At 38.1% G+C, this 14,715-nt stretch carries 10 protein-coding genes and 1 pseudogene; 6 read left to right on the plus strand and 5 right to left on the minus strand.

Translation table 11 applies throughout. The features are described 5' to 3' along the window. Positions 1–17: 17 nt before the first annotated feature. Complete coding sequence (locus tag CD039_RS02620; RefSeq protein WP_103371005.1) at positions 18–1,028, minus strand: acyltransferase family protein; 1,011 nt, start codon at positions 1,026–1,028, stop codon at positions 18–20. Between the two features lie 462 nt (positions 1,029–1,490). Between CD039_RS02620 and CD039_RS02625 the strand changes: the two genes are divergently transcribed. After that, positions 1,491–1,916, plus strand: a complete 426-nt coding sequence (locus CD039_RS02625; protein WP_103371006.1) for a MarR family winged helix-turn-helix transcriptional regulator — start codon at positions 1,491–1,493, stop codon at positions 1,914–1,916. A 211-nt stretch (positions 1,917–2,127) separates the two neighbouring features. On the opposite strand, the gene CD039_RS02630 is transcribed toward CD039_RS02625, so the two are convergent. Together CD039_RS02630 and CD039_RS02635 are read right to left on the minus strand one after the other, a co-directional pair. Further along, the gene (locus CD039_RS02630; RefSeq protein WP_103371007.1) at positions 2,128–6,546 is read right to left on the minus strand and encodes a GW dipeptide domain-containing protein; all 4,419 of its coding nucleotides are present in this window, start codon (positions 6,544–6,546) and stop codon (positions 2,128–2,130) included. Between the two features lie 207 nt (positions 6,547–6,753). Next, on the minus strand, positions 6,754–7,176 hold the full coding sequence (locus CD039_RS02635; protein WP_103371008.1) for a GNAT family N-acetyltransferase: 423 nt from the start codon (positions 7,174–7,176) through the stop codon (positions 6,754–6,756). 171 nt (positions 7,177–7,347) lie between these two features. Between CD039_RS02635 and CD039_RS02640 the strand changes: the two are divergent. From CD039_RS02640 to CD039_RS02655, 4 genes and pseudogenes are all read left to right on the plus strand, one after another. After that, positions 7,348–8,214, plus strand: a pseudogene (locus CD039_RS02640) (ABC transporter ATP-binding protein). Further along, the gene (locus CD039_RS02645; RefSeq protein ID WP_103371009.1) at positions 8,211–8,945 is read left to right on the plus strand and encodes an ABC transporter permease; all 735 of its coding nucleotides are present in this window, start codon (positions 8,211–8,213) and stop codon (positions 8,943–8,945) included. Before CD039_RS02640 ends, CD039_RS02645 begins: the two are co-directional and overlap by 4 nt. A gap of 446 nt (positions 8,946–9,391) precedes the next feature. Continuing rightward, on the plus strand, positions 9,392–10,030 hold the full coding sequence (locus CD039_RS12025) for a sensor histidine kinase (RefSeq protein WP_240595031.1): 639 nt from the start codon (positions 9,392–9,394) through the stop codon (positions 10,028–10,030). Next, the gene (locus CD039_RS02655) at positions 10,027–10,620 is read left to right on the plus strand and encodes a response regulator transcription factor (protein ID WP_103371010.1); all 594 of its coding nucleotides are present in this window, start codon (positions 10,027–10,029) and stop codon (positions 10,618–10,620) included. The genes CD039_RS12025 and CD039_RS02655 overlap by 4 nt, the downstream gene beginning before the upstream one ends. Before the next feature lie 81 nt (positions 10,621–10,701). Here the strand turns inward: CD039_RS02655 and CD039_RS02660 are convergent, their stop codons facing one another. Next, positions 10,702–11,172, minus strand: coding sequence for a DUF2538 family protein (locus tag CD039_RS02660; RefSeq protein WP_002471869.1), 471 nt, complete (start codon positions 11,170–11,172; stop codon positions 10,702–10,704). A gap of 21 nt (positions 11,173–11,193) precedes the next feature. Further along, a complete protein-coding gene (locus CD039_RS02665) occupies positions 11,194–12,459 on the minus strand; it encodes an LCP family protein (protein ID WP_103371011.1) in 1,266 nt (421 codons plus the stop codon). A gap of 562 nt (positions 12,460–13,021) precedes the next feature. Between CD039_RS02665 and CD039_RS02670 the strand changes: the two genes are divergently transcribed. Then, entirely contained in the window at positions 13,022–14,674 is a 1,653-nt protein-coding gene (locus CD039_RS02670) for a phospho-sugar mutase (RefSeq protein WP_103371012.1), read from the plus strand. Positions 14,675–14,715 lie beyond the last annotated feature (41 nt).

Here is a 14,715-nt window from a genome sequence, read left to right on the forward strand (position 1 = left end):
GCAATTCGGCTTACGAATTATTTCGATTTAAATTGAGAAGGTCGTTTCAAATGAATGATTGGATTCGACCATTTTACTACAAAGTTGGTTGTTAAAATGTAAACAATCAACGCACTCAGACCGATGAGATAAATATAAGTCATAATTGAAATCGGTTCTTTGAATAGGTAAAGTTCAAAACCTCTCACTACGCCAATGACTAATCCATGTAATAGATAAACTTGGAGAGTGCGACCACCCATGTAGGTGAACCAATGTTGGTCTTGTGGAACGAGATTAAAGACTGAGAACATCGCCACTAAAATAATGACGTATAGCACTAGGCGTTTCAATGGACTGTATAAACCTTGATCGCCGTCCTCTAAAGAGGTGTAAGGTGTACTGCCAAGCAACCAATCCGCATTGATAGGGTGGATATAGTAAATCACAAAGAAACTGATGAGTATGGCGATTGAAATCGGTATGAGACGTTTGTCACGCAAGAACGCTGTATGTCGTTTCTGGAACAAATAACCAATATAGAAGATTGGGAAGAAGATAATCGTTCTTGAGAAACTCAAATATTCATTGATATTCGATGAAAACCCTGCGAATAGCGAGATGATAATTGCGACTGGTAAGACGATATAGGGTTTGTAATCCTTAACGATGACGAGAATGACATGGAATAAAAATAATGTCAGCAAGAACCATAACGCGAATACAGGGTTGAACGGATCGAATGTCACTTTATCAGTTTGCCCGGTAAAGTAATAGTAAAATGAGAAAAAGGCAAAGAAGATAAAGTAAGGAATGAGTAACTTTTTAGAGACCTTTTCTAAATAACCTTGTTCTCCAATTTTCTTCGCAAAATAACCAGAGATGAAGAGGAATCCTGGCATGTGAAAACTGTATATTGTTAAGTATAGCGCCGATAGAATCGGACTTTCAGATTTATATGGTTGTAAAAGATGACCGAAAACTACGAAAAATATTAATATCGCTCGTGCATTGTCAAAATAATAGTCTCTTTGTAAGGACTTACCCATAAATTTAGCTCCTTCAAAAAATTTATAACATCTAATAATTTATTATACAAAGTGTTGCTAATGCAACAATATCGCATTATTGTGGCAAAATTGTTTGTATTTAATGGGAGGGCAACGTATAATATTTTTAAATTCAGTATAAGTGTAGCATTACATCATGTAGCAAAAGTGAATAATAGAATGGGAGATCTTAGTAAAGAGGGAGTGAGACAGAAATCGACTTGATTTCGTAATCACACCCCCACAAGTCTGACTCGTATTTGTGAAATCGCAAGCTATCCCAAGTACGGGCAGCATCTGCGACAAGCATGAGTTAATATTTTTATCAACAACTAACTTCTCTCCAAATGGGATGACTGCATAGCTATTGCTTGTGCTTATTGTAATTTTTAATGATCTCCCAGACTGATTTTAACCGTCATTCACAACTACAGATAGAACTTAAATAAGAGAGGACAACGCATGTATAAACAACTCGAAACAATTATCACTTCTTTAAATGAGGATTTGGAACTTGTGAGTCAGCAAATAGGTAGTAAAGTCGATATATCCCATGAACAGTTCGTCATATTAAGGTTGTTATATAATCAACAGATGATGTCTCAACATGCCATTACGCACAAGTTACGTAGAGAGCAATCATTGGTGTCGCGCTGGATTAAGAAACTACGTCGTCTCGATTACGTGAAAAGTCAGACGTCTCCAGTAGACATGCGACGTAAAGATTTGTTGCTCACTGAAAGAGGACTAGAACTTGTACGCCAAATAAATGAAGCACGTGTCTCTCTCCTTGAAGTACGGGGACAGAATTTAGCTCAAGATGAGCAAGCGCAACTCGCGACATTGTTGGAAAAGTTGACTGATAGTGATAAGACTATAGATGCTTAACGAGAGAATAATAGTTCATATACTAATGAGTTATTGGGGCAGCTCAGTAGTCAACTAACGATGTACCTTATGTATGCTGTTTCTGCTTTATTGTCGTATGACGTCGCTATTAAAAATAATATTTACATAATAAAACCCTTCAATCATTGTAATGAAGCAATGACTGAAGGGTTAAGTTTATGATTTATTCCTTTGATTTCAATCGACTATACTATTTTTGATACGTATTGACATCAAAGTATTTACCAGTTTGTTTAATTTGATCGTAGAATGACTTAATACGGATAGCATTTTGTTTCGCCCATCCAATATCAGTGGCATATTGATGCGTACCTGGGTTAGCAGGGTTCCAACGCATTTTATACAACGTATTCTGACCCTCGTGAATGTAACGGCCAGCGATGAAGTGTGCACCGCCAACAATCGCTTTCTTCACAGTATCCCAACCTGCTTGTTTCGCATAATTGAAACCACCGCGAACAGCATCACTGTCTACTGCGCCAATACCAAACATGTTGTAATACTTCTTACCAGTAGTAACGACTTTATTATTGACGACGTTACCACCATTTGCGAGCGTTGAAGTACCGTTGCCTGTTTCAAGTAGGGCATGTGAAATAAGATAAATTTCATTGATATTGTACATCTTCGCAGCTTCACTGAATGCTTCACCTTGGCCTTCAAGAATCCCTTTACCAGCAAGTAATTTGTTGAGTGAAGCAACAGATAGATTCTGAGCCATATCGAGTCTTAAGAACTGGTATTTCTGAGTTGCGTCTTTAGCGAGTTTATCAGAATCCATCGCTGCCTTGATTTCAGCAAGTGAAGCGTTCGTCCATTTACCAGGAACGTGTTGTACTTGTGGACGGTAAGCTAAGTTGTATTGCAATTTCGCAGCTTGATCGAGTGTCATGTTAGAGCGGTAGTAGTTCACTAAAGCTTTGCTCAAATCAGACGCCTTAATCCACACGAGTTTACCGTTTGAAAGCTTACCATGATACCATGTTACACCGTTTACTGTTTGTTGTTCGATGACTTTAAAGATACTTGCATAAGCGCCAGTGAGTGCTGTGCCGTTCTTCGCAGTAGGTGAGCTATAGTATAGGCCATTTTTGTTCGTTACGACAAACTCATATGAGAATGGCGTTGCCTTACTTGCAGCGGCCTCTTTCGTAACCGCTTTTCCACTTTGCGCAGTTGCTTTTACAGGCGTTAAATCTTTGCTATTAATCCAACCTGTCTTATTGTTTGTCGTACCGTAAAGGTAAGCGTTATTATCCACTTTAATTGATTTCGATACGTTAAAGACACTGTTGTGTGCTTGTTTCAAGTTATCCAACAACTGTTTATTCGTACCCCAAGGGATAGAGTAAAGACCTTGAGTTGATGGTTTGATCGTATATTGACCTTTCGCTGCAGTTGGTTTGCTTAAGTTTTTCAATTGAATATCTTTCGCATTGAGCCAACCGATTGGTGTATTTTGACGTTCATTTTGTAACAAGACATACGTTTCGTTGCCTTGAGTGCGTTGTTTTGTAATAGTAAAAGTTTTGCCGCCATAAACGTTTGCTTTTTTACCAGCTGGGTCAAAGACAGTTGCGCGAATACCTGAGTTATTCGTCTTAACTTGACCAATCTTACTTACAGCTGTAGTAACATTCTTAGGTGTTGTGTCTTTGTAAGCCACATCGCTTGTTAACATCCAACCGATATTCGTATTTTTATCAGTTAAAAGGTAGAACGATTTCTGACCTAAAGTTGCTTTCTTCGTTAACTGATACGTCTTGCCGTTAAGATATGACTTCTGAACACCGCTTTGATCGTAAACGGTTGTGTAAAGGCCATGATTAGATTTAGCTACTGTACCTTGCGCGTTCGTTAATGGTGTAACGACGAGCTTCGCTGACGCAGCAGGTGCTTTCGGCTTCGGTTGCGCTGGTTTAGGCTGTGCTGTACTTGTTAAGTGTGAAGCACTAATCCAACCAGAAAGTTTGTTTACTGTACCGTAAATATAAGGTGTTGAACCAATCACTTGTTGTTTCGTAGCTTTAAATGATTGGAGTCCTTTACCAGATACTGTACCTGCTTTTTGAGCTGACGTACCCCAAGGAACGAGGTAAAGTGTTTCGCCAGACTTCACTTTATATGTTTGGTTGACTGATTTCGTTGCGCCTGCTTTGTTGTAGTTCACATCGTTCTGATGTACCCAACCGATTAAATTGCCTTTGTTGTAATCAGAAACGAGATAGAATTTTTCTGAACCAAGTGAAGCGGCCTTAGTCACTTTCAATGTTTGGTTCGTTTGTGTCGCTTTTTTACCTTTTTGGTCATAAACCGTAGTATATAAGCCTTTATTAGAACTATTGATACGTGCCACACCACTGTTAGCGTTTACTGACAGTGTACCTTGTTTACCTGTTGAAGTAGATGGTTTAGGTTGACTTGGTGCAGGTTTAGACGGTTGTGTCGTTGTACCAGAGCTTGCAGTTCCCCAAGGTGCGACTTTGTTCGTTTTAATTAAATATTTTTCATAAATTAAATCATAAAGCTCATCATACGAATAGTTGTGCATTGCAAGATAACCATGTGGATCGACGTGATCCGTGCCACCTAAGTAGTTACTTACAGAACGGTGTGTCCACACTGTACCTTGACCATCATATTCAGCGCTGTCTGGTTTCAAACCATAGTAGAGTAGGTTCGTTGCTGCATAATCCGCATAGTTGTTGATTGAACGTGCGAACGAATCATAGTCATGTGTGTGAACGAGCTCAACATGGATAAAACGTTGGTTGGCAACAGGACCTGCACCCCATGCGCCATAGTCAGTATTGGCTGTTTCGATAATACGGTTACCATCGACATAAGCATGTACGAACGCAAGACTATAGTTATTCTTCATGAAGTTCACTTCGCCATCAATTGTAGAAGAATCGTTCGCTGTATCATGCATCACGATACCTTCAGGTTTACCATAACGATAGTTGAATTGTGGCAAATAACTCGCGATACTTTGCTCGTAAGTTGGCACTTTATAGTTCTTACTACGAATGTAATTGTTGATTGAAGAATTCACTTTAGGTGCATACTTCGGCAATTTCAACTTCGGTGCTTTAGAAGCTGCTCTGAATGTCGATGTATTAGATGGAACATCAACATCGTCATCTGCTGCTACATATTTTGCTTGAACTTCTTCAAAATGACGTTCCACTTCATCTTGTTTATTAGGCGAAGCAGTTACTTGAGCCGCTGTTAAAGTATGATGTTCGTGCGCTTTATCTGTTGGTGTTGCATCAGCAAGATTACTTTCGTCTTCATCGGATGGCGTTGTTGTTTCAGAAACCTCATCTTCCACAAATTTGTCATGATCTGCTTGATAATGACCTTCGACTACGCCTTGTTTATCAGGTGCAGCAGTGATTTGAACTGGTGTTAACGTACGTTGAACATGCGCCGCATCAGTTGGTGTAGCATGTGTAAGGCCTTCATTAGCTTTAGCTACATCTGAGTCGTCGTCTGATGTGGATGCACTTTGAGTAGCACCTTCTGAGTCTGTTGATTTCGCATCATTGCTTTGAGCCGCTTTAGCAGTTGTTTCTTGACCATGTTTGTCAGATTGTGCTGCATCTGCGTCTTCAGTTGAAGTTACGTGTAAATCAGTGTCCACCTCTGTACTGTTAGCATCTACGTCTTGGATAGATGGGTTATGTTCATCATTTTGTGTAGTTGAATTGTCTACTTTATCAACAATATTGTGATTATTATCTTCAACTTTATGAGTTGTTGAAGCTTGAGCTTCATTATCTAAATCATGTTGGCTCGCTGAGTGGCTTACATTCTCGTGATTTTTGTCGTCCTGGCCTGTAGTGTCTTCGTTAGCATCTTTTTCAGTAGTCAAAGCTGTGTCGTCTGTCGTCGCTGTTGTCTCTTGTTCTGTAGATTGTGCATCTTCGTTTTGAGCATCCGTAACAGGTTGAGCTACATCTTCATTATCAAGAGTAGTTACAGGCGTTTCAGTAGCTTCGTCTTGTGCGACGTCAGTTGAAGTTGTCGCATCTTCTGATACTGTTTCGTTTTTAGAAAAGTCTTGATCCGTGTCTGCAGTGTCATCATCATTCTGAGATGAATCCGTAGACGCTACGACACCATCTTGTGTGTTAGCTTCAGTATCTTGCGCACTCACATCATCACTTTGAGCGTCTGTTGCGCTATTTTCTACATTTGACGTTTCAATTTGTCCATCTTGAGAAGCCTGTGCTTCTTGTTGAACGTCAGTCTCTTGTGACGTTTCGTCTGTACTTTCGTCTTGCGCTTCAGTTTCATTATCTGCAGCATTATTAAGCGAATCTAATTGAGCGTCGTATGATTCTGTATCTGCTGTTTCAGGCGCTTTCACAATAGAAGGATCTTGATAAACTTGTGTCCCTGAAATATTTGTCGTCGGGTTGCTAATTTCATCTTTAATTTCTTTTGATTGATCTAATGCGTGCTGATCGTCAAGAACGTTAGAATTTGAAGTTTGATCTTGTGTTTTTTCAGCCGCATGAGCATGATGTGTAGTCAAAGCTGTACCTGCTAACGTTAACGCGATAATTGAAGGCACTTTGAATTTAAACTTTAAATTAGCCATATAACTACTCCTTTATGTATACAAAATTTAAATACATTATAATACGGAGTATGTGTAAAATCTTGAATTTCACTGGATTGTAATATAAAAGTAATCTTAAAAAGCGTAGTTGACACATAATTTGATTGAATTACGCGTGCCTACGCTTAAAATATCAGATATATTATATTTTCATTACAACTTTAAGACAAAGTGTATAATCATTATTTAAATCTGCTTTGTCATACGTATATGCTCAATATTTTCTTCTAAAAATACTTCTCCCTCTGCCTCATAACCTAAAGAAAGATAGAAATGTTCAGCTTGGCATTGTGCGTTGAGAACTAATGCTGAGTAACCTTCTTTCTGCGCAACTTCCTCTACAAACTGCATCAGCTGTCTGCCATTACCGCCTTGTCTATAGGATGATTTAATCGCCACACGCTCAACTTTAGCTACATCTTCATAAGGTCGAAAGCGCGCAACTGCGAAAGGTTCCCTGTTCTCGGCATATCCCATGATATGTGTCGCGACCTCTTCGTATGAATCGAGTTCATTTTCGATCGGTACACCTTGCTCGTGTACAAATACTTCTCTTCTTATTGAAAATGCATCCGATAATTCTTCTTTATTCGTTACTTTTTTAAACATCTATCTCCCACCTCGAAGTTTTAAAAGCAATTATATCTTACTCCGTCTAAAATTTCACATCAGAGTGTTTGGAAGATGACATTTGTCACATTGAAGTAGTGACAGACGCTACTACTGTGTTCATTTGACGATTTGTAACATAGGGTTAAGACAACTTGAGGAGGGAAACGCATGATTGAAATCAAACATTTGGAAAAAGGCTTTCAGAAGAAACAAGTGCTAAAAGACGTGAACTTTAACATACCTAGCGGGGAATGTACTGCGCTCATAGGTAAAAATGGAGCAGGAAAATCGACGTTAATTAATATTTTGATAGGGGAGTTGAAACAGAGTAAAGGTGATATTCAAGATCCTCAGCGATTACTAGCTAAAGATCATTTAGGAATACTGTTTCAAACCTCTCAGTTTCCAAAAGTGATAAAGGTGAAAGAGTTATATCATCTTTATGCAAAAATAGTTAAAAATCCAATCTCTTTAAAACAATTTCAAGACGTAACTCATTTTACAGAACAACAACTTAATCAATTTGCAAATCGCTTGTCAGGAGGCCAACAACGCATATTAGCTTTCGCACTTGCTATCGTTGGTCGGCCTCAATTACTTATTATGGATGAGCCTACGAGTGCGATGGATGTTGAAATGCGCAGTCATTTTTGGAAGATTATTACGCAATTTAAACAACAAGGGACTACGATATTTTACACTTCACATTATATCGAAGAGGTTGAGCGAATGGCTGACCGTATCGTCGTCTTAGATGAAGGGAGTATTACTACGTAAACGACACCTCAAACCTTGAAACAAACACAGCGTTATTCTGTAATATCTGTAACTAAAGACTATGAAGACCAACTATCCCAATTACAATATGTGGAAAGTATAAAAAAAGATAAATTATTAAGATTTACTACCACAAATGTTGCAACCACACTCAAAGAGCTTGCAGGTTACGGCGTAGATTTTAATGATATAGAAATAACTAAATCATCATTATTAGAGACTATATTTAATGATTATAAGGAAGGTGAACATGCGTGATACTGACGTATTTAGGTGTAGAAATTAAAATGTTATTTCGAAAGAAAGTATATTTAGCATTATCAATATTGTTACCATTAGTCTTCTATTTACTATTTACTGCAATTATTGATATTCCCACAGCCCAACAGAACACATTCTACAAAGAATATATGTACAGTATGGTGACTTTCAGTTTAACGAGTTTCTGTTTAATGAGCTTTCCGTTGGATTTAATAGAGGAGCAACAAATAGGTTGGCAGAAACAGTTACTTAATACGCGTATGAGTTATTTTACTTACTACATGACGAAAGTATTGAAGACGATGATTCAATTTGCTTTATCGATAATTGTGATCTTTATCGTGGCTGCTACTGTACGTGATGTATCAATGGCCATGAATGAGTGGGTAATTTCAGGTCTGACACTGTGGATCTGTGCTAGCCTGTTCTTATCCATTGGCGTACTTATTGCACAAGTCAATGATTTACAGAAAGCGAGTAGCCTAGGAAATATTCTATACATCGTCCTAGCGATGGTAGGTGGCTTGTGGTTCCCAGTGAGTCAATTTCCAGAGTGGTTAAAAGTGATCGCTTATAAATCTCCAACTTATCACATGAAACAAATCGCTTTAGATATCGGCAAAGGGGAGCATTTTAACTGGCAGTCTATGCTAGTATTAATAACATATAGTATCATTTTTGTAGTGATAGCTTTACTGTTGAAAAGAAAACGAGGTGCATCACAGTGAGAAAAAAGTTGAATATCAGCTTAATTCACTTATCTTCATTAATATATTTACTTATGCTCGTTATTGGATTATTCATGCATCCTCGAGGACCGATGTGGTTAAATATTATCTTAGTTATAATGTTCGGTCTCGTTTATTCATTAATGATTGTATGTAATCCTATATTGAATACGTATGTGTTGTACAGTTGTTTTCTTATTTATTGTATATTGACTATTAGCTTTGTATATAGCATGACACCCGAAGTATCGTTGTTTTTCTTTTACAGTGCTTTCTTTATTCCATTTATAGTACAGGAAAGATTTCAGAAGTGGTTTATTCTTACGATGTTGTTAGCGATGAGCGGTTGTTTGACGGTTACTTTAATCTTTTATAACTTCTCACATTTTTTTACACTTATTTTATTTTACGCAGTTATCGTCATGATATTAATAGGTAATAAGCGAATGGTTAAAAATCGCAAGTTGAAACAAGAACTTGATGAGAAGAACCGTCATATAAATGTGCTCATTGCAGAACAAGAACGCAATCGCATTGGTCAGGATCTTCATGACACGTTAGGCCATGTCTTTGCAAGTCTGAGCTTAAAATCTGAACTCGCTATGAAGTTGATAGATCAAGATACAGACAAAGCAAAGAAAGAGATGGAGACAGTTAATCAACTTTCTAAAGAAGCGCTCCATAAAGTTAGAAATATTATCAATGATTTAAAGGTCCAATCCTTTGAAGAAGAAGTACAAGGAATGGAAGCTTTATTAGAGAATGCGAATTTTGAATTTCATTTTACCCATAAGGAGAAAGCGCGTGTACTCAGTCCCTCTAAACAATCTATCTTAGCCATGATCTTGAGAGAAGCGTTGAATAATGTGATTAAGCACTCCGGAGCGACGAAAGTATGCTGTAGTCTGGAAGAAGATCAAGAGACGATTACATTAACAGTGCATGACAACGGACGTGGTCTAGAAAGTAACACTAACTTATACAGTATTGAACAGCGTGTGACTAGAGTGAATGGTGCACTTAAAGTGACGAATGACAAGGGTCTGAAAGTACAAATTACAGTTCCGAGAGGTGATCAACTTTGATACGAATCACAATAGCTGAGGATCAGACGATGTTACGCCAAGCGATGGTACAACTCATTGAAATGCATGATGATATTTCTGTAGTAGGAGAAGCGGGCGATGGCGCACAAGCTTTCCAACAAATTGAAGCGTATTCACCAGATATCGCGATATTAGACGTTGAAATGCCTCAACTTTCCGGGTTAGATGTGCTTGCCCGAGTAAGAGCGCAAGACATGCCGACGAAGATTATTATCGTTACTACATTTAAACGTCCTGGATACTTCGAAAGCGCAGTAGCGAACGATGTCGATGCCTATGTACTGAAAGAACGTTCTGTAGATGAATTAGTGGAGACGATGTATAAAGTGATGAGAGGTGAGAAAGAATATAGTACCTCGCTCATGACTTCAGTGTTTAAAGAAAGAAATCCATTAACGGCTAAAGAGCAACTTGTGCTGAAAGAAATTGGGAAAGGACATTCAAGTAAAGACATTGCGAAAGCACTTTATTTATCGAACGGAACGGTCCGCAATTACACTTCTACGCTTATCGAAAAATTAGAAGTAGACAACCGTTTCGAAGCTTGTAAGAAAGCTGTAGAGAAGTGATGGATTTAAGGCTAGATTTGAGAAATATTGGAGCATGAAAAAAGCGTTGTTCGCGGAGGAACAACGCCTTTTCTTCATCTCTTATTGGGCTTCTTGACGTACGATGGCAGTATATTGCCAGAAGATGCGCATCTGAGCAATATTCCAGTTATTCATACCCATCGTAAAGCCAGATGGTGTAAAGATATTGACATTCGTTACTTCAAGTGCGGCTGCGATTAAATATTGGATTGGCACACTGATCGACTGCATCGTTTCAGTGACACCATTTTCATCATAAACCCATGAGAAAGGAAGTTCAGATTCGAATACATCTACTTTGTCGAAGATTTCAGGTAATGCCACTATATAACATGCACCGTCGACTACAGGATTCGTTTCACTGTCTTTATAGTAAATACGCAACGCTTCGTAATTCTCACGATGTTCATGGTTCACATAGAAGAGCTGGCCTCTAAATAGTGCCATATCTTTACTATGAATCATCTGCTGTTCTAATATGTTGAACATGCCGTTAATGTGCGAGAGTTTCTCATATGTTTTGCGTGACATCGCGCACACTCCTTTCAGAAATTAGTAGACGTCATAGCCACCTTGTTGTTGATTGTTAGGATCTTGGCCGTACTGCCCGGATTGATTAGGATCTGAGTCTTGTGCAGGTGCTTGATCCTGATTCTGACCTTGATTACCATTGGCTGGATTGCCACCTTGACCTTGTTGGTCGTCATCTTGATCCTTATTAGATTTAGAATGTAAAGTCTTATCATCATCTTTGTCACTTGTCGTGTCATTCTGGTTCTTATCTAGTAAATCATCGTCGAGTTGCGTTTGTGGTACGAGTTCACCGTAACGATCAATCACTCGTTGATTTAAGAAGTCTCGTTTATTCTTGATAGGTGATAAACCTAAATCTTTACGTAAAAGGTTGGATGATTTCATTATACTTTTTATGTCTGGATTATAATAGTAAATACCATCGAGCATATCATCATTACCTGAGAGTTGTGATTTCTTAATATCTACACCACTCTTCAGGTAAGTAGAAGCGAGCGCACGAATTTCTTTGTAACTTAAGTTGTGACTAGAATTTTTACCAACAATTTTAATCACATTATCAAGTTTATTTAAAGAATCAACTTTTTGCGCTTTCGCAAAGAGTAACTGTAACAGTTCCATTTGTCTTTGACCACGCTTCAAGTCAGAGTCTTTATGACGTGTACGTGCTACAGCTAAAGCTTCTTCACCGTTGAGTTTATGACGGCCTTTTTTGATTTTTGTACGTCCATCATCATTTTTATTCACTTCATTAATATTGTAAGGCACATCGTACTCGATACCGCCAAGCTCATCTACAGCATCGACAAAGGCATCCATATTTACTCTGGCATAATAATCCACTGGCACGTTCATCGTCGCTTCTACGGCATCCATAGAGGCTGTGGGACCACCATATGCATGTGCGTGAGTGATTTTGTCATAGTAACCGACTTTCGGAATATAACTAATCGTATCACGCGGAATGCTGAGTAAACGGATTTGCTTCTTATCTTGGTTAAAAGTAGAAAGAATCATGGAGTCTGTTCTTGAGTTCTCGCTATTTTGACCGCTCTTTTTACGGTTCTCGTTCTCATCAATACCTAAGAAGAGGATAGAAATCGGATCTTTAGACGCATTCACTTTGCCTTCACGCAAATTCGATTGACGTCCTGTATCGTTTTCATTATGAGAACTTTCAAAAGCGTTTTGCGAAGATTTGAGTAAAGTTACCGCAAAGATAATCGGTATGACAATCAATACTAATGATAAAAGTATGAGAAGATATTTAAACAATTTATTCATGATTGAAGCTCCCAAATATTAGTTTAGTCTTGTTATGTGATATGACTACAGAGACATATGCAATCTCTCTATGTAAGTATCATAACTTTACGCGATAATAAGTGTTTTCATAACTTCATACAACCGGTTTTAACTTAAATACAGCTTTTAACATTTTTACAATAACTCACAAAAATAAATGTTAAGTTATTGTAAAGACGAAATTGTACTATAAATAATTATTTTATTACTCTCCACTAAAAATATCAACTGTTAGCAGTAATGTCCTATTTGAGCTAAAGCTTAATGTTAAGCATGTTTCGTCCTACATCTATTGCTGGCATTTTAAAAGGTAAAAGAACAAAACTGCTTCCTTAAATAACTTAGCTGAGCGGATAAACACATGAATTCTCAGTACAGATAAGCTATAATGAACCATACAATATGATTAACAAAATGAGTCAATTAAACTAGGCTAGCGTAACGCATTATAACATACTCACGACGATTAATAATTAAAGTCACGCAGTCTAGGTCTAAATATTAAAATGTTGAATTGGAGTTATAAAGGAGACTTGAGATCATGGTCAATAAACAGGCTTGGTTAGACCACTTAGATGAAAGTTTAGTACGTCATTTCTATGAAGAACAAGATACTAACGCACGTGAAGAAGGCTTTCATGAAACTTTAGCGTTTGGCACAGCAGGAATACGAAGTACATTTGGTATAGGTCCAGGGCGACTCAATGCCTTTACAGTGAGAAAGGTCGCGTTAGGGTTAGCACAATATTTAACTCAGCAACATGAAGCCCCAAGTATCGTCATTCATTATGATACGAGATTTCTCTCTAAAGATTTCGCACAAGAAATGGCAGCCGTACTTGCGCATCATCATGTTCATGTGACGATTTCACAAGATTATAAATCTACACCTGAATTATCGTTCGCGGTCCGTCAATTGAAGACCGATGCGGGTGTGATGATTACTGCGAGCCATAATCCTAAAGATTATAATGGCATTAAGGTTTACGATCAGCACGGTGGCCAGTTACTACCAGAAGCCTCTGAAGATTTGAGTCAGTACATTAATGCGATTGAAGATCCTTTAACTATTGAAAAAGGGGATTTCGAGCAATTATTGAAAGACGATATGATTGCGTATCTTCCGAGCGAAGTCACACAGGCTTATAAAGATGCGGTGAAAGAGTTAGTAGGGAATATTGATAGTGATAGTACCAAAGTTGTGCTCACGAGCTTACACGGCACAAGCTTGCCTATCTTGTCAGACATCTTAACTGAACTCAATTATTCTAACTTTGTAGTGGAAAAGGAACAGTCGACGCCGGATGGTCGATTTCCAACTGTTGAACGTGCCAACCCAGAAGAGATTGAAGCATTTGATTTAGGTCTTCAACTTGCGAAGAAGGAAAATGCGAGCCTCATTATCGCTACCGATCCAGATGCGGATCGTTTCGGGTTCATCGAACGCTACGAAGATGGCACAACCACTTACTTTAATGGTAATGAGATTGGATTATTGCTCATGAAGTTGCGCTATCAAGAGGCATTAGAAAGCGGTAAGCAGCTTTATATGGCGAAATCAATCGTAACGAGTGAGCTCGCTGAACGTTTAGCACGTGCATTGAATGTCGAAGTAAATAACGTCTTAACAGGATTTAAATATATTTCCGAATTGCTTGAACAGAAATCAACTGAAGAAGAGACGTTATTATTAGCCTTTGAAGAAAGCCACGGTTATTTAGCGGCACCGTTCTCACGTGATAAAGATGCGATTCAAATGGTACCATTACTCATTAAATATAAGAACATGCTAGCAGATAACGGTTTAACGATTAAAGATACGCTTGATGATATTTACGAACAGATAGGTCATTTTAAAGATAAAACAGTATCACCAACATTTGAAGGCACTGAAGGTAGAGCACGTATCGAGAATATTATGAATCAATTCAAAGGCCAAGCGATTCAGAATATCTGTGGTTTAAATGTACGCGCGATAGAAGATTACAATGAAGGTGTGAAGAAGGATATTCAAACAGGAGAACAACGTGAGTTATCCTTACCTAAAGCCAATCTTGTACGTTTTATTTTTGATGAAGGCTTTATAGCGGTACGTCCTTCAGGTACTGAACCTAAGATTAAACTTTATTTCTCATTAAATGTGGAAGATCTTGACGCAATAATAGAAGAATTTAAAGAGACTTATGTAAAATAAGTAATAATTCAAAGGAACTTGTTAAATAGAACTTAAATCAA

The organism is Staphylococcus argensis (genome assembly GCF_002902305.1).
In the GTDB taxonomy this organism is placed as follows: domain Bacteria; phylum Bacillota; class Bacilli; order Staphylococcales; family Staphylococcaceae; genus Staphylococcus; species Staphylococcus argensis.